Below are 16,355 nucleotides of genomic sequence, written 5' to 3' on the forward strand. Positions count from 1 at the left end.
GGCTCCGTCGCGCATGGTCAGACCCGCGTTTGTGCCACGAGCCCGGTCAGATGGGCCAGGTTCTTAACGCCAATTTTCAGATGGGCCAAGGGGCGCGCTTTGACCAGCTTTTTGTTCATGTAGGCCTCGAACGTCAGGCGCTGCACGTCCACGTCGTGGCAGAGCGACACGAACCGCTCGCGCCGCGCGTCCGAGCGGTAGTAGGCGTTTTGCATTGCACCCAGCACGCGGAACACCTGTTTATGTTCGCGCATGAACAGCTTGCGCGCCAGTTTCAGATCGCTCACCCGGCCGGTGGTCAGACAGGCGGCGGCAGCGGTGGCGGCAACACGGCCACCGACCATCGCGTAATATATCCCCTCGCCCGACGAGGGTGCCACGACGCCCGCCGCATCACCCGCCAGCACCACATCGCGCCCGTTGTCCCAGCGGTCCATCGGGCGCAGCGGGATCGGCGCGCCCTCGCGCCGGATCGTTTTGCAGTTCTCAAGCCCGGAAGCCACGCGCAGATCGGCGGTCGCCTTCTTCAGGTCAACCCCGTCGAGGCCCGTGCCCATGCCGACACTCGCCTGCGCGCCGTGCGGGAACACCCAGCCGTAGAAATCGGGCGAAATCGCCCCGTCATAGATGACATCGCAACGCATGGGATCGTAGTGTTCGGTCTTGGCCGGCGCTTCGATGATCTCGTGGTAGGCGATGACATAGGGGATCTTGTCGCCGCCGGGCACCTCGGCCTTGGCGACGTTGGAACGTGCGCCATCCGCGCCGATCACCAGCTTGCAACGCGCCACGCGGTCCTCGCCGCTCGCCTTGTGGCGGTAGTGCACGTGGGTGCCCGCGTCGTCGCGCGTGATCTTGGTGAAGGTGCCGGTGATCCGCTCGGCGCCCGCGGCCTCGGCCCGGATGCGCAGAAACTCGTCGAAATGTTCGCGGTCAACCATGCCGACATAGCCGTTCTCGATCGGGATATCGACCTGACGCTGGGTTGGCGAAATCATGCGCGCGGTGCGGATGCGCGCGACGATCTGGCTGTCGGGGATGTTGAAATCCGCGATCAGACGCGGGGGCACCGCCCCGCCACAGGGCTTGATCCGCCCGTCCCGGTCGATAAACGCAACCGTGTGGCCCGAGCGGACCAGATCGGCGGCGGCGGTCGCACCCGAGGGTCCACCCCCTACAACGACAACATCGAACATTGGCTATTCTCCCGGAACAAGCGCGGGCGAGGCCTGCGCGGTGGTGGTGGACAGGATATGCCACGCCATGACGGCGGCGGCGATAAACAGGGCGCCCTCAAGCGCAAAGACAGCGCCAAAGGCCGGGCCATCGGCCAGCCCCGTGCGTAGCAAATCAACAGCGGCGGCACCGGTCAGCCCGCCAAAGCCCGCGGCGATGGCTTGCGCCGCGCCCCAAAGGCCCATGCGCGTGCCCTCGCGTCGTTCCCGCCCGTCGGAGGCCAGCGCCATCATCGACCCGATCGCCGCGACCGCAAACATCCCGTTGAAAAAGCCAAGGCCGACGACCAGCGCGGTGAATGGCAGCGCCAATGATCCGGTTCCCGTCAGTGCGATCAGCGCCAGCGCCACGGCAGAGCCAAGACAGCCCGAGACGACCCAGGCCCGCAGGCTCCCGATCTTGAGGCCCGTTGCCATGATGCCCACGGTCAGCATCCCCACAAAGACGCCGCCGTTCTGCGCGCCCGACAGCTGCGTGGATTGTCCGGGGGTAAAGCCGAACACGAGGCCCGCGAAAGGCTCAAGGATCAGCTCCTGCATGAAGTAGGCGTTCATCGACAGGAAGACGAACAGCGTGAAATTGCGCGCGCGCCGCTCGGCCCAGACTTCGCGCAGGCCATCCATGAACGGAACGTGCGGCTCGGGCGGGCGGGCGGCGAGACCGCGTTCGATGCGTCCCACGGCGATCACCGTCAGCGCAAAGGCGGCGAGCACGACCACCGCCACGACGCTCAACAGCCGCGCGGGGGAGTAGGGATCCAGGAAGCTGCCCGCAAGGCCCGCGGTCAGCGCAATGCCAAAGATCATCATCAGCCATGTGATCGTCGCCGCCGCCGCACGGCGGTGGGGCGCGGTGGTGGTCGCCAAAAGCGCCAGCAGCGACGTGCCCGAGGCGCCGACGCCCAGCCCGATCAGCGTATAGGCGAGCACCGACAATGCGAGCGCCAGCGCGTAGCTGCCCGCAAACAGCGTCACCGCAAAGGCCGCGCCAAACCCGCCCGCCGCCAGCACCGCCATGCCGCCGATGATCCACGCGGTGCGATTTCCGCCGGTATCCGAGATGAACCCCCAGCGCGGGCGTGACAGCTGGATGCCGTAGTGCAGCCCGACCAACGCGCCGGGCAGAACGGCGGGCAGGGCGAACTCCACCACCATCAGCCGGTTCAGGGTCGATGTCGTCAGCACCACAATCGCGCCAAGCGCCATCTGAACCAGCCCCAGCCGGGCGATCTGGATCCACGAGAGCTGCATCAGCCGATCCCCCGCAGGGCAAAGGCGGCGATCATCATGCCGGAGACATAAAGGGTGACGCCGGTGCCGTTGTACCAGGGCGCGCGCCCTTTTGGATCACGCAGCAGCACGCGCATCGCGGCGAGCTGCGCAAAAAGAACTCCGGTGATAGCCACGGCATGAAGCGGTTTGCCCCACGTCGCCAGAAGCACGATCACGCCCAGCTGCGGCACCGCCATGATCCAGCAGGCCACCCGCGCCGCGCGCGCGGGCCCCAGCGTGACGGGCAGGGAGTTCACCCCGGTGGCCGTATCCCCTTCGAGCGCCTTGAAATCGTTGAGGGTCATGATGCCGTGCGCGCCAAGCGCGTAGAGTGCCGCGACCACCACCACCGGAATCGACGGCGCGCCCGCCGACAACACGGCAGCGCCGGTAAACCACGGCAACCCCTCGTAACACAACCCAACCAGACCCGGCCCCCACCACCCCGAGCGTTTCAGGCGCACCGGTTCGGCGGAATAGGCCCAGGCGGCGGCCACACCCACAACAGTCGCGCCAAATCCCCACGGCCCAAGCTGATAGCCCACCACAAGCGACAGTGCCGACATCGCCAACGCGATCCACAGGCCCCAGCGTCCCGGTATCCGGCCCGAAGGGATCGGGCGCATCGGCTCGTTGATCGCATCGACGTGCCGGTCACACCAATCATTGGCGGCCTGGCTCATGCCACAGACGATGGGCCCTGCTAGGATGATTCCCAGTATCACCAATGTCCACTGACCGCTTGGAGACGCCCCCGATGAGACGACGCCGCACAGATACGCCCACATGGGCGGAAACCACGTTATCGGCTTTATCAACTGCAAGGCCGCCGCCGGATCCGGCAGTCGGCGCAGTGTGGGAGAGGAGGCTACGGACATAGTGTCAACTTAAACTTACACATGTCCTGCGGCAAGTGTAATGTCGCCGCGACAGACGCCGCGACATTGGATCGCTTGGCAAGCAGAGCGCACTGTGCCAAGTTTTTGGGTGTAGAACCCTTTACCTCGGCTGAGGCCCAGCTAGATCAAGGGTGAAAATCAGGAGGACTACCATGACAAAATTCGCAGCAACCGCTGTTACCCTCGCCCTTCTTGGTGCACCGGCTTTTGCCGATGGCCACGCAACGGGCGACGCCGACGCAGGTGAGAAGGTCTTTAACAAGTGCAAGGCCTGCCACATGATCCAGGACGCTGACGGCAATGACATCGTCAAGGGCGGCCGCACCGGCCCGAACCTTTATGGCCTGTACCAGCGCGTTGCCGGCTCGACCGACTTCCGTTACGGCGACTCGATCGTTGAGGCGGGTGAAGCCGGGCTGGAGTGGAACGAAGAAGAATTCGTGAAATACGTGGCCGATCCCAAGGAATACCTCGCCGAGTATCTCGACGACAAAAAAGCGCGCTCGAAGATGTCGTTCAAACTGCGCAAGGAAGAAGAGGCAGCGGACGTCTGGGCCTACATCGTCTCCGTCGGGCCAGAGCCCAAGGAAGAAGACGGCGAAAGCTGATTTTTCGATTGAAGCGATTTTTGAAACGGCCCCCGCGCGGGGGCCGTTTTGCTATCCGACGTCCGCCTGTTGATTTGACAGGTCCCAGAGCGTGTTGAGCTGCTGCAATGCCGGATCGAACTCGGCTTCGGTTGCGTCCGCACCCATCAGACGCACCAGATCCGGCGCACTGCGGACGATGTTGCCGCTGACGAGGATCGAGGCTTCGGGCAGACGGATGCGCAGGGCCACGATCACCTTGGCCAATGCGTTAAGCGAATGTTCGCCTGCGGCGGAAAGCCCGATGATCATATGGCCTGATTGTGCAGCATATTGCACAAGCCCGTCGTGATCGAGATCGCGTTTCAGGGTGATATCCCAGCCGTCCTTCGTCGCAAGGTCCGCGGCCATCTCAATCCCGAGCGTGTGATTCTCTCCGGGCACCGGCATGAAGAGCGCCGCGCGCTGGTTTCCCCGGGGTCGCGTGGGTTTGAACAAGGGTCTGAGCCCGCGCATGACCGCATAGATGTGACCGGTGGCGACGGTGGCTTCGGCCCAGCTGATCTTGTCCTCTGACCACCAGGTGCCAAGACGGCGCGCCGCCTCTGCCAGATAGGCGAGATAGACTGTTTCGACGGACGCCCCCTGCGCCTGGATCCGTGCGATGAAAGCCTTGCCCGCGAGCGGGTTGGGTAGCAAGAGCGCCCGCGAAAGCTCGTCAATTCGCGCGTCGGACGGAAAGGCGATGGCCGACGACAGCACAACGGGGTGATCGACAAGACGTCTGATCACCTCCCGTGCCAGCGACGTGAATACGTCCTCCGGTAGTTTTGTCCGTAATGTCCCTATCTCCGTGACGGTCTTGCGATACAGACCATCATGAAACAAAGACCGATCGCGTTCACGATCTGTCATTATGTCCCCCTTGGTGCGGCATGGCTAACGCCGCTGGGTCAACATACGCTCTTTGGCCTTTAATTCAAGCTGTTCGCGGGTTGCTGCACTATGCTGCCTAAGGCGACTGCGACTGGTTTTCGAAGATATCGCACAGCAATTTATTAACCATAATGATGATTATAGCGCTTAGTGCTACATCCGCCCCGGCAAGAACAGCGCCAGCGCGGGGATCGCAAGCAAGAGCGCCAGTCGCACGATGTCCATCAGCCAAAATGGCGTCACACCGCGAAAGATGGTCGCGGTGCTGACATCCTTGACCACGCCCTTGAGGATAAACACATTCAAACCCACCGGGGGCGTTATCAGGCTGATCTCGGTCACGACAACGACGACGATCCCGAACCAGATCGGATCAAAGCCAAGGCTTGTCACCAGCGGGAAAAAGATCGGCACCGTCAGCAGCAGCATCGACAGGCTCTCAAAGACACAGCCGAGCGCGATGTAGATGCCGAGGATGATGAACATCACGGTCCAGGGGCTGAGGTCATTTTCGCTGACCATGGCCAGCAGCGCCTCGGGCAGGCCCGCGATGTTGACGAAGTTCGAAAAGATCCACGCACCGATCAGGACCGAGAACAGGCTGGCCGTTGTGATCGCGGTCTCCCCCAGCACTTCCGCAGTGCCTGACCACGTCAGACGCCTCCGGAACAGGGTGATGAGGAAGGCCCCCGCCGCCCCCATGCCGGCCGCTTCCGTCGGGGAGAACGACAGGTAAATCGGCCAGATATCCAGCGCGCCGTAGAGCCCGCCGATGACCAGCGCAAACAGCAACAGCACCGCCCAGACCCCGCGCAGCGCCGCCAGCCGTTGCGGCCACGCCGTCCGCTCGCCCGCCGGGCCTGCCGCAGGATTGCGGCGCACGGTCAGCTGCACCGCAAAGATGTAGAAAAGGATGCCGAGAAAGCCCGGAATGATGCCCGCCACGAAAAGCTTGCCGATGGAGGTTTCCGTCAGCAGCCCGTAGATCACAAGGATCACCGAGGGCGGAATGAGAATGCCCAGCGTGCCGCCTGAGGCAATCGCCGCCGTCGCAAGGCTGTCTGAATAGCCGTAGCGCCGCATCTCGGGCATGGCGACCTTTGACATCGTCGCGGCGGTTGCCAGTGACGAGCCCGAAATCGCGGCAAACCCGCCGCAGGCCACAATCGTCGCAATCGCCAGGCCGCCGCGCAGATGCCCCAGAAAGGCGTTCGATGCGGCATAAAGCTCCCGGCTGATCCCGCCCTTGTTCACGAACAGACCCATCAGGATGAACAGCGGCACAACGCTGAGGCCGTAATCCTGCGCGGTGTCGATGATCAACCGCGCGCCCATGGAAACAGCGCCGCGAAATGACGTCTCGATCATATAGCCGACCATGCCGACCAGCCCCATGGCAAAGGCAATCGGCACCCGGATCAGCACCAGCGCCAAAACTGCGGCAAAGCCGATAAGACCTTCGGTCATGCCACGTCCTCCACAAACCGCGGCGCGACCAGCAACAGCACGCCCTTCAGGATCAATGCCGCGATGGTCAGACAACACATCGCAAAGATGAAATAGCCCACGATGAATTGCGGTATTTCCAGATATTCAGTCCTGTCACCAAAGCCGCGCGCGCGTTCGGCCAGCACCTGCACGTATTGCGTGGGCCAGATCAGCATCACCCCGCAGGCAATTGCGATCAGCCCGTCGCGCAGACGCTGCACGAACGGGTTCTTGAACAGCGGATCCAGCAGGTCGACCGCGATGTGATCGCCGCGATAGGAAATCGCCGGCAGCGCCGCAAAAACGACCAAAGCGACGCCCAGCTTGGTCAGCTCGGTCGCGGCCTCGATAGGCGCGTTGAACGCCGATCGCAGGATCACGTCGCAGAATGTCAGAACCATCAGCAGGAACAGAACCGCGCCTGCGATGGCAATGGGAAGTTTGAGAAACAAGCGCAGCATTGCCGCCTCTTTCGATCAAGGGGAGTTCTGCGGGGCGCTGCCAGCTACGCGCGCCCCGCTTGCTTGTCTGCGGTGGGGCTCAGGAGCCGCCGCTTTCCTTGGCCATCTCTGACACGACCATGTCATAGGCGGCCTGCGCGTCGATTCCGGCATCCGCGATCTCTGCCAGAACCTTGGCGCGTACGTCCGCGGCCACGGTGGCGAATGCCTCCTGATCGGCGGCGGAGGCTTCGGTGATCGTGTTGCCCTCGGCGGCCTCTGTCGCGGCATAGGCATCGGCGTCGGATTTATCCCACGCGGCCCCCATCAGCCGGGAGAAGGGCTCGCCGAACACCTCCGCGTCAAGTGCGGCCTTCTGTTCGTCGCTCAGGCTGTCGAATGTTTCCTGGCTCATCAGCACGGCGAAGGACCCACGGTAGAGACCGCCGGGCATGACATAGAGGTTCTCGGCCACTTCGGTCAGCTTGAAACCCAGACGTTCGCCCACGTTCATCGCGACCGCGTCAGCAGCACCGGAATCGAGCGTCTCGTACACCTTTGGCGCGGGCACGTTGATGCCGATCAGACCCACGGCCGCGCCGACATCCCCGGCCACACCGCCACCAAGGCGGGTTTTCAACCCGTCCAGATCGGCCAGCGTGGTGACGGATTGATTGGAGTGGATCTGGCCGGGGCCATGGGTGCTGAGACCGATCAGCTTTACGCCGCGGTGCTCGTCCAGCTCGGCCAGCATCGCCTCATGCACACGCCAGTAGGCGACAGATGCGGCCTCCGCGTTGCCCTCGTAACCGGGCAGCTCGATCAATTTGGTGCCGACAAAGCGGCCCGGCTGGTAGCCGTGGAAGATGATCGAGATGTCGGCGGCGCCGTCCATCACCAGATCCATCTGCGCGGGCGGGGGGGCCAGCCCGCTCTTGATCTCGGCGGTGACCTGACCGTCGGTCGCCTCTTCCATCATGTCGATCAGCCCTTCGAACATGTCGACGTTGATGCTGTGCGAGGGCGGCAGCCATGTGGAAATCGTCAGCGTCTTTTCCTGCGCCATCGCCGCAGTGCCAAGGCCAAGCCCCACCGCCGTCGCGGCAAGGAAATGTGTGAATTTGGTCATTATGTTTCTCCCTTAGGTTGGTTTCTTATATTTTTGTAACACTTACTCTGCGTCAATTCGATGTGTGAGTCCAGTTCAGATCTGAAGCGTGCCCACGCTCGCCCCCCGCAGACATAGAGGGTTTGTCCGGTGACAAAGCCGCTCGCCGGGTCGCAGAAAAAGAGGAAGGCGTTGGTCACGTCCTCCACCGTGCCCAGCCGCCCCACGGGCAGTGATTTGGCGAGGGCCTCCTGTCGCGGGCTGTCTTTTTCAACGATGCCCCAGAAATTGTCGGTCAGGATCGGGCCGGGGGCCACGACGTTGACGGTGATGCCATGCGGCGCCAGCTCCAGCGCCCAGGTGCGCGCCATGCCGATCATCCCGGCCTTTGTCGCGCCGTAAGCCGTGCGCGTGGGCGCGCCAAGGGCCGCGCGCGAGGCGTTGAACAGCACCCGGCCAAATCCGCGCGCCTTCATCGCGGGCAGGCAGGCCTGCACCAGCGTCAGCGCCGCGCCAAGGTGCAGCTGCGCGAGGCCTGTGATGTCGCTTGGCTGCGCGTCTTCCACCAGATTGGGCCAGATCAGCCCGGCATTGTGCACCAGATGCGTAACCTCATGCGCGCCCGCGACCTCTGCTGCCGCCTGTGTCACGGCATCAGCGTCCAACAGATCGGCTTCGACGGAATGCAGCCGGGGGTGCGACCAGTCCGGCGCGCGCCGGGCCATCGAAATCACGGTATACTCCCGCGCCAACAACGCCCGCGCCAGATCCGCGCCGCAGCCCTGATTGCCGCCGGTGATCAATGCTGTGTGGCTCATCGCTGCACCAGCGCCAGAACGCGCAGCGGGCTGCCCGTTCCCCCCTTGATCTTGAGCGGTGCGGTGATCAGCACCGCCCCGGTCGGCGGCAGCCGGTCGAGGTTTGCAAGACATTGCAGCCCGTATTTACCCGCGCCGTGCAGCAGGAAATGCGCCGGATACGGCGGCACGTAATGCGCGCCCTGCCCCGCGTCGGTGCCGACCGTCTCTGTCCCGAACCCGCGAATGTCGCGGGCCAGCAACGCGCGGATCGCCTCTGGCGTGGGGCCGGGCGAATGCGGCCCGTCCGTCGCCATGTTGAGATACGCCGCCCCCCGGCGCTGCGACCAATCCGTGCGCATCAGCACCCACGCGCCCGCGGGGATCGGGCCGTGCGCCGCCTCCCAGGCGTCGATGATCGCGGGTGTCAGCTCAAAATCATCGTCCGCCGTCGCGCCGTCGGAGCAATCGATCACGCAGACCGGCCCAACCATCGCCTGCGGGTCGATCTCGTCCACCGTGCCGTGCGGCACGTCGCGCCCGGAAATCCAATGCGCGGGCGCGTCGAAATGCGTGCCGGTGTGCTCGCTCATGGTGATGTTGTGCCACTTCCACGCGGGGCCACGGTGGTCATAGGCGCTGATCTCTTCCATGCGGAATCGCGCGCATTGGCCGAACTCCGGCGGCAGCACGATCACCGGGAAATCGGGGTCGAGCGTGTGCGTGAGGTCGATCACCTCCACCTGCCCCGTGGCGATGGCAGCTGCAAAATCGGCAAGCGTCATGGCGCGTCCCCTCCCATGGTCAGCTCCCGTTCGAGCACTTTTGCATCCGCGCGCCAGCGGTCGCGCAGATCGCGCGCGACGTCGCCGCACCAGATATCCTCGGCCCCGTCCTGCAATCCTGCCACGATGTCGCGGGCCAGTGCTTTGGGTGCGACCTTGGGCGGGGGGAGCGGGGCGAACCAGTCCTCTTCGGTCGGGCCGACATAGGCGTTCATCACCCGCAGCCCACTGGCCCGGAACTCCCCCCGCAGCGACAGCGCAATCGCACGCGCCGCCGCCTGGCTGGCCCCAAACGAACCATAGGCCGGATCGGGGGACAGCGCGTGCGCATCGAGGATGTTGACCCAGGCCACCGCATTGTTCACCCCATCGCCAGTGCGCCCGCACATGCCCGGCCCAAACGCCTGCGCCAGCCGCATCAGGCCCATGGCGTTCACCTCCATCTCTGTCGCGGCAAACCCGGTATCGCCGCGCGCCAGCACCCCACCGGGGCGCAGAAACCGCGCGGTGTTGATGAGAATATCCACCTTGCCGCCAATCTCGCCCGCCAGCTTTTGCACCGAGGCGGTGTCGGTCACGTCCAGCGGCAGCACCTCGGCGCCCTCGATCTGCGGCAGCGGCCCGCGCCACGCCTCGGACAGGCCGACAAACACCGTCGCAGCCCCCGCCTCCAGCAAGGCGCGCGTCAGCGCGGGGGTGAGCGCGGCGCGCGCGTCGGTGATCAGCACGCGCCGCAGTTTCGGATCACTCGTCACGGCCCGCATGATCGGTGCCTCCTGCATGTGGGGGGTCGGCGTCTGCGGCAATGCGATCAGCACACCCTGCCCGGCCCGGTCCAATCGGTTGGTCATCCGCACGCGGGCGCGGGGGGTCACATCGGGGTGCAGATGGCACAGCACCACGGGGCCCGCATCCAGCTGAACGCTCCCCATGCGCCACGGCACCCTCTCGCGGAAATAGAGCTTGGTCGAATGGCGCACGGTCGTCTCTGCCAGCAACGTGCCTGCGGGGTCGGCATCGACCCACGGCAGATCGGTGCCCAGACAGCTGCGGCAGGCATCGCGGGGCGGGTATTGCAGCGCACCACACTCTGTACAGCTTTGCAGCGCGAACCGCGTCTCGGCCGCCGCCGCCGTCAGCCCCATCGCCGCGCGCGAGCGCCATTCGGGCGGGCGCGTGGGCGACACGCTGCGCTTTTGCGGGTCCTTGCGCGGCGGCGGGACAAGCGGATCGGTCACGCGCGCACCCCCGTTTGCAAGACCGCCGCGGCAGAGCACACACCCCGGTCAAAATTGATCATACCAAAGCCCGACACGAGCGCCCGCCTGGCCTCCGCCACCTGCGTGCCGCCCGCCTGCCCCGTCACCTGCCGGATCGCCTCCACCAGCCCGATATAGCCGCCCGCCGCCCCCGCCTGCCCGCCCGACAACTGCCCGCCGCTGGTGTTGTGCGGGAAATCTCCGGTCACGGTCGTATCACGCCCGCGCAGGAAATCAGCCGCACCGCCCTTGGCGCAAAAGCCCAGATCCTCGATCTGCATGAAGCTGATGACCGGGTAATCGTCGTAGGTCTGCACCAGATCCATATCGCCCGGCCCGGCCTGCGCCATCTGCCACAGCGTGTCGATATCCACTGTCCAGCCGCCGCGCAGCTGAATGGGATCATCGGCGTGGGCATTGTGCCGCTCAATCGCGGCGCTCAGCGTGGCAAAGGGCAGGCCGCGCCGGGTCGCCTCCTCCACCGACATGACCAGAAAAGCCTCTGCCCCCGCACAGGGCATCACGCAATCGAACAGCGCAATCGGATCGGCGATCATCATCGCGCCAAGGTATTGCGCGAGGCTCAGCGGCTTTTTCATCACTGCGCCCGTGGCCCGCAGCGCATTGGCGCGCTGGTCCACACAGAGGCGGCCAAAATCCTCCCGCGTGGCGCCAAATTCGTGCATGTAGCGATCCGTGAGCAGCGCAAAATTCGCGTTCGGCCCGCCGTAGCCGTAAGGGTAGGACGCATCGAGCGCCGAGCGCGAAAAGCCCGAGAGCAGATTGCGAAAGCTGTCGATGTGATTGGTATCCCCCGCCACACAAGCCACCACCGACGCATCGCCCGCCTGCACCGCCCGCGCGGCCCGGCGCAGCGCCACGATCCCGCTCGCCCCGCCCATGGGAATGTGATCGAGCCATCGCGGGCTGATCCCGAAATGCTGCGTCAGCGCCACGGCGGTATCGGGAAACAGCGTGAAGGACGAGGCGCAAAACCCGTCGATGTCGCGCGTCGTCAGCCCCGCCATCTCAAGCGATCCGCGCAGCGCCTTGGCGATCCACCAATGCGCGCTGTCGTTGGAATAGCGCTGGTAGGGGTGCGAATAGGGCGCAACCAGCGCGACCCCTTCGTACGAGGCGACCATCACGCCACCTGCCGTTTCTTGAGGTGCCGCAGATCGGCGGCCTGCGGCAACAGCTCCGCCGCCAGCGCTTTCAGCGCGGCGCGCTGGATTTTTTGCGTGGGCGTCAGCGGCAGCGCATCGACAAAGGCGATGTAGCCGGGCACCTTGTAATAGGCCATCTGCCCCAGGCACCAGCGCGCGATCTCCTCTGCGTCTGCGTCGGCCACCAGACAGGCAAAGACCTCGTCGCCGCGCATCTCGTCGGGCACGGCGGCCACCCCTGCGGCGCGCACCGCCGGGTGGCGCATGAGGATCGATTCCACCTCCACCGCCGCGATATTCTCGCCCGAGCGGCGGATGACGTTCTTTTTCCGGTCGACGAAAAAGTAATTTCCGTCCGCGCCGCGCCGCACAATATCGCCGGTGTGAAACCAGCCCCCCGCCCAGGCCTGCGCCGTTGCCTCCGCATCCTTTTCGTAGTGCGAGAAAAAGCCGCGCCGGGGGTCGCGCCCCGCGTGCCGCACCAACAGCTCCCCCTGATCCGGGCTGTCGCCTTCCAGCCGTACCTCAACCTCGCTCCCCGGCGCGCCGATGCTGGCCTGCCCCACCAGCCGGTCTTCGGAGGCGGCGGCGATCACCGCGCCCGCGCCCGTTTCGGTCATCGCCCAAGCCTCGACCAGCGGAAAGCCGAACCGCGTCTCGAATGCCTCCTGCAGCTTGGGGTCCACCCCCGCACCAAAGCCAAAGCGCACGGCATGGGCGCTGTCGTGTGGTCCCTCCGGCAGACCCATCAGCATCGAGGGCATCACGCCAAGGTAGTGCAGGCAGGTCGCCCCCGAGGCCGCCACATCCGAACACCACTGTCGCGGGTGGAACCGGTCAAGCGCGATCAGGCACCCGCCCACCGCCACCATCGCCATGAAGGAATAGGCCATCGCGTTCATGTGGAAAATCGGCAGCGGCGTGATCATCCGCTCGCCGTCCTGCCGCAGCGTGGCGATCCCGCCGAGCGCTGCGTACCACTCCCCCGCCATCAGGAAATAGGTGTTGGGCAGCACGCAGCCCTTGGGCCTGCCCGTCGTGCCCGAGGTATAAAGGATCGCGGCCTCGCGCGCCTCGCCTGTGCGCGCCTCAGCCACAGCGGCCCCCGCGCGCGGGCGCGGCGGCATGCCCTCGGGCGGGATCACCGCCAGATCAACGCCTGCCTCCCCGGCGGCGGCGCCCAGCTCTTCCATACGTGTGGGTATGGAAATGATCAGCGCCAGTTCAGCGTGAGCGATCAGATACTCCAGCTCTGCCGCGCGCAGATCGGGGTTGATGGGCACGACGCTCGCCCCCAGTTTGTTGAGCGCCAGCCAGATCACGAAGAACACCGGACGGTTCTCCAGCAGCAGCCCGACCCGCATCCCCGCGCCATATCCCGCGTCCGCAAACCGCGCCGCCAGCGCGCCCACCTCCGCCAGCGCCGCACCGTAGGTTAGCTCCCCCGCCGGGATGTCATAGATCTCCGCCACCCCCGGCAGGGTGCACAGCATCGCCCGATCCGGCCAGCGGCGCGCGGCGCCCTCAAAGGCGCCGTACACGGTATCGGCGTCAAACCTCACGGCAGCAACTGGATGTTGCCGAACGCCGCGTCGGAGTTCAGCAGATCCACCCGCTTGTTCGCGATACGCAGCCGCCCGTCGACCACGCGCAGATCGTGGGTCGCGGTACAGGCCAAAAGGAACTGATCGTCCAGCCGCGTCTCGACATAGTGAAACGACGTGTTGGTGGTGATCTTGTCCCCCTCGATCCGGTCGATAAAGGGGCGTTGGATGACGTGGTGACAGCGGCTTTTCGGCTTTTGGCTGAAGGTCCGCGCGCCCTCCAGCCGCTCCACCCGCAGGCGCAGCATGAACATATCCTCGTACATCAGCGAGGTGACCAGATGCGGATCGGTCTGCTTGTAATCCAGTGGCATCCAGTAATGCCCATCCGGCAGCCACAGGTCGAGCCACTCCGAGAACCGCCCCTCGTCCAGCATCCGTACCTCGTCGTAGAGGAAATCGATGATCGCCTCCCGCGCGATCACTGCATGTCCGCCGTCATGAAGGTGAGCCAGGCGTCAAACTGGTTGCGCATCTGCCGCTCGGTCGTGCCGTTCTCAATCGCCTCGGCGCTGAAATCCTCGGGCCCGGTGCGCAGGCGCTGGATATCAACCCATTCCAGCCCGTCCGACATCATGCCTTCCTGCGCGCGCTCGTACATCTCAAGGTCATCGTGCCCGACGATGGAGGTTGGCGCGTTGATCATGCGGTTATACATCGCCGTGCGCGCCAACAGCTCATCGGGTGCGCCGACAAGCCGGTAGATATAGCTTTCCACCAGCGTCTTGTCCGGCCCCAGAGGGATGAAATTGCGCAGCTGCTGGATCGGCCCCTTAACCATGATGTTGGGGAAATAGACCGTGTTGTGCCGGTTCTCGTCGAGGATTTCTTTCGCGCGCGCCGCGCCATAGGCCTCCGTCAGCGCCTCGAAATAGCCGGGGATGGCGTCATAATCCGAATGGATCGACATGTTCACGCCCGTATGCCCGTGCCCGTTGGGCCAGGTGCGGATGCCCATATCCTCAAAGAACTCATAGGGGCTCATGAAGGGCGCGATGATCTGCATCGCGGCGGGGCGCGGTTCGGGGTTGCCCATCTCTTCCCAGATTTTCACCGCCGTGCCGGCACTGCTTTCATGGGCGACCATCGGGTGGCAGGTGTCGGTCTGGTTCTCGACCAGCATCTTCCAGTTGCACTTGTGCATGTAGCGCAGCGGCGGGCCCGCGACCTCCAGCCGCCCGGCGGGGGCGCGGTCGACCATATTGTCGATGCTCGACAGGCTGTCGCCGAAATACGCCTCGAACGAAATCCCCTCCTCCGCCACCCGCGCAAAGATGAAGCCACGGTAGTTGCGCACAGCGCCCACCGCCTTCATCCCCTTGGCGTTCTCGCTCTCGTTCAGGGCGGTGTTGTCATAACCCTTGGCCAGCGGGATGGCGAGCAGGCAACCGTCGGTCTTGAAGCTCCACGCGTGATAGGGGCAGCGAAAGAACTTGCCCGTGTTGCCCTCCCGGTCGATGGCGATCTTGGTGCCCTTGTGCGGGCAACGGTTGTGCAAAACGTGGATCTCGCCGTCGCTGTGGCGCACCTGAATGACCGGCTGATCGCCGATCTGCGTGGTGTAGTAGTCCCCCGGCTGTGCCGTCTGGCTTTCGTGCCCGACAAACACCCAGGCGTTGCGAAAGAGGTGCTGCATCTCCAGCCGGTAGACCTCGGCACTGGTATAGACGTCGCGGTGCACCTGCCCCGCGTGCACCAGCGCGCGAATATCCGCGGCCCCGCCCCGGCGGCGGGCCTTGGGCTGGCGCGTTGCAGTCACCCCGGCACGCGCCTCGCGCAATTTGAGCACAAGGCGCTCTGATTTGGCCCGGCTCACGCAGATCTGCATCACGTTGCCCGCCGCGCGCTCGGCCTCTGTCAGCACCACGTCGCAGTGGTCTGGTACGCCCTCCAGCACTTCGGTCCGGCAAATCCCGCAATCGCCGCGCTGGCAGTCGTAGGTCAGATCAACGCCGCCCGCCTCCAGCACTTCGATGATGCTTTTCCCCGGCGGGATGGTGAAGCTCTGGCCGCTCCCGGCCAGCTCTACCTCAAAGGGGCGGTCCTGCGCCTGTCCCTCGGGCGTGGCGAATAACTCAACGTTGATATCCGTCAGCCCCGCCTGCGTGGCTGCCGTGCGCGCGGCCTCGATCATCCCGCGCGGACCACAGATATACAGCGCCGTCTGCGGCGCCTGCGCGGCCATCAGCGCGCCCAGATCCAGCGGATTGGCATCGTCGCAATAGACCGTGACAGCCTCGTCAAAGGCCGCCCGCAGATCGTCCACAAACCCCATCGCGGCGGCGCTGCGCCCGGTATAGTGCAGCGCAAAGGGGCGCCCGGCGGCCTGCAACGCCGTGGCCATCGAGATCATCGGTGTGATCCCGATTCCCCCCGCCAGCAGCAAAACCGGATCCGCGCCGCCCAGCTCAAAATCATTCTTGGGCGCCGTGGCGGTCACCCGATCGCCAACCGCCAGCGCATGCATCGCGCGCGATCCGCCGTCTCCCTGCGGTTCGCGTTGCACGGCGACGGTGTATCCCTGCGGCACCTGCGGCCAGTCGATGAGCGAATAGGCCCGCGTCCCGGCAGCGCCCAGATCAAATTCCACATGCGCGCCTGCCGAATATTCCGGCAGCGATTCCCCGTCGGCAGAGACAAAGCGCATCACCCGGATGCGGTCGGTCACGTCGTCGATGCTGTGCAGTCTGAGTACCGGCATGGCGCCCTCCCTGACGATAAACATGAAATTTCATATTCTTTTGGTCAAGGATTATTTTGCTTGTGAAATCACGGCGGA

15 protein-coding genes are annotated in these 16,355 nt (G+C 65.0%); 1 reads left to right on the forward strand and 14 read right to left on the reverse strand.

Annotated elements, in window-relative coordinates:
* Nucleotides 1-17: 17 nt before the first annotated feature.
* Genes KDD17_RS18420 through chlG form a run of 3 tightly spaced genes read right to left on the reverse strand, consistent with a single transcriptional unit; the run spans nucleotide 18 to nucleotide 3,385 of the window.
* On the reverse strand, nucleotides 18-1,196 hold the full coding sequence (locus tag KDD17_RS18420) for a geranylgeranyl diphosphate reductase (protein WP_212706605.1): 1,179 nt from the start codon (nucleotides 1,194-1,196) through the stop codon (nucleotides 18-20).
* Between the two features lie 3 nt (nucleotides 1,197-1,199).
* Nucleotides 1,200-2,486 (reverse strand): BCD family MFS transporter, encoded by a 1,287-nt coding sequence (locus KDD17_RS18425; protein ID WP_212706606.1) that lies wholly within the window; start codon nucleotides 2,484-2,486, stop codon nucleotides 1,200-1,202.
* Nucleotides 2,486-3,385, reverse strand: a complete 900-nt coding sequence (gene chlG, locus KDD17_RS18430) for a chlorophyll synthase ChlG (RefSeq protein WP_212706607.1) — start codon at nucleotides 3,383-3,385, stop codon at nucleotides 2,486-2,488. The genes KDD17_RS18425 and chlG overlap by 1 nt, the downstream gene beginning before the upstream one ends.
* 173 nt (nucleotides 3,386-3,558) lie before the next feature.
* Between chlG and KDD17_RS18435 the strand changes: the two genes are divergently transcribed.
* On the forward strand, nucleotides 3,559-4,014 hold the full coding sequence (locus KDD17_RS18435; protein WP_212706608.1) for a c-type cytochrome: 456 nt from the start codon (nucleotides 3,559-3,561) through the stop codon (nucleotides 4,012-4,014).
* Between the two features lie 51 nt (nucleotides 4,015-4,065).
* Here the strand turns inward: KDD17_RS18435 and KDD17_RS18440 are convergent, their stop codons facing one another.
* From KDD17_RS18440 to KDD17_RS19000, 11 genes are all read right to left on the reverse strand, one after another.
* Nucleotides 4,066-4,908 carry a cobalamin B12-binding domain-containing protein gene (locus tag KDD17_RS18440; protein WP_212706609.1) on the reverse strand — a complete coding sequence of 281 codons (843 nt, stop codon included), beginning with the start codon at nucleotides 4,906-4,908 and terminating at the stop codon, nucleotides 4,066-4,068.
* Between the two features lie 174 nt (nucleotides 4,909-5,082).
* Nucleotides 5,083-6,396 carry a TRAP transporter large permease gene (locus KDD17_RS18445; protein ID WP_212706610.1) on the reverse strand — a complete coding sequence of 438 codons (1,314 nt, stop codon included), beginning with the start codon at nucleotides 6,394-6,396 and terminating at the stop codon, nucleotides 5,083-5,085.
* Nucleotides 6,393-6,878, reverse strand: a complete 486-nt coding sequence (locus KDD17_RS18450; RefSeq protein ID WP_212706611.1) for a TRAP transporter small permease — start codon at nucleotides 6,876-6,878, stop codon at nucleotides 6,393-6,395. Before KDD17_RS18450 ends, KDD17_RS18445 begins: the two co-directional genes overlap by 4 nt.
* Before the next feature lie 79 nt (nucleotides 6,879-6,957).
* On the reverse strand, nucleotides 6,958-7,986 hold the full coding sequence (locus KDD17_RS18455) for a TRAP transporter substrate-binding protein (protein WP_212706612.1): 1,029 nt from the start codon (nucleotides 7,984-7,986) through the stop codon (nucleotides 6,958-6,960).
* Nucleotides 7,986-8,783, reverse strand: a complete 798-nt coding sequence (locus KDD17_RS18460) for an SDR family NAD(P)-dependent oxidoreductase (protein WP_212706613.1) — start codon at nucleotides 8,781-8,783, stop codon at nucleotides 7,986-7,988. The genes KDD17_RS18455 and KDD17_RS18460 overlap by 1 nt, the downstream gene beginning before the upstream one ends.
* Nucleotides 8,780-9,547, reverse strand: a complete 768-nt coding sequence (locus tag KDD17_RS18465; protein ID WP_212706614.1) for a cyclase family protein — start codon at nucleotides 9,545-9,547, stop codon at nucleotides 8,780-8,782. The genes KDD17_RS18460 and KDD17_RS18465 overlap by 4 nt, the downstream gene beginning before the upstream one ends.
* Nucleotides 9,544-10,785: an SDR family NAD(P)-dependent oxidoreductase gene (locus KDD17_RS18470; RefSeq protein WP_212706615.1), complete on the reverse strand. Its 1,242-nt coding sequence runs from the start codon at nucleotides 10,783-10,785 to the stop codon at nucleotides 9,544-9,546. Before KDD17_RS18470 ends, KDD17_RS18465 begins: the two co-directional genes overlap by 4 nt.
* Nucleotides 10,782-11,951 (reverse strand): thiolase family protein, encoded by a 1,170-nt coding sequence (locus tag KDD17_RS18475; protein ID WP_212706616.1) that lies wholly within the window; start codon nucleotides 11,949-11,951, stop codon nucleotides 10,782-10,784. Before KDD17_RS18475 ends, KDD17_RS18470 begins: the two co-directional genes overlap by 4 nt.
* Entirely contained in the window at nucleotides 11,951-13,534 is a 1,584-nt protein-coding gene (locus KDD17_RS18480; RefSeq protein ID WP_254797026.1) for an AMP-binding protein, read from the reverse strand. Before KDD17_RS18480 ends, KDD17_RS18475 begins: the two co-directional genes overlap by 1 nt.
* A complete protein-coding gene (locus KDD17_RS18485; RefSeq protein WP_212706617.1) occupies nucleotides 13,531-14,001 on the reverse strand; it encodes an aromatic-ring-hydroxylating dioxygenase subunit beta in 471 nt (156 codons plus the stop codon). Before KDD17_RS18485 ends, KDD17_RS18480 begins: the two co-directional genes overlap by 4 nt.
* Nucleotides 13,998-16,277 (reverse strand): Rieske 2Fe-2S domain-containing protein, encoded by a 2,280-nt coding sequence (locus tag KDD17_RS19000; RefSeq protein WP_254797027.1) that lies wholly within the window; start codon nucleotides 16,275-16,277, stop codon nucleotides 13,998-14,000. The genes KDD17_RS18485 and KDD17_RS19000 overlap by 4 nt, the downstream gene beginning before the upstream one ends.
* Between the last annotated feature and the right edge of the window lie 78 nt (nucleotides 16,278-16,355).

The sequence above is a fragment of the Sulfitobacter albidus genome (assembly GCF_018200035.1).
Taxonomy (GTDB): domain Bacteria; phylum Pseudomonadota; class Alphaproteobacteria; order Rhodobacterales; family Rhodobacteraceae; genus Sulfitobacter; species Sulfitobacter albidus.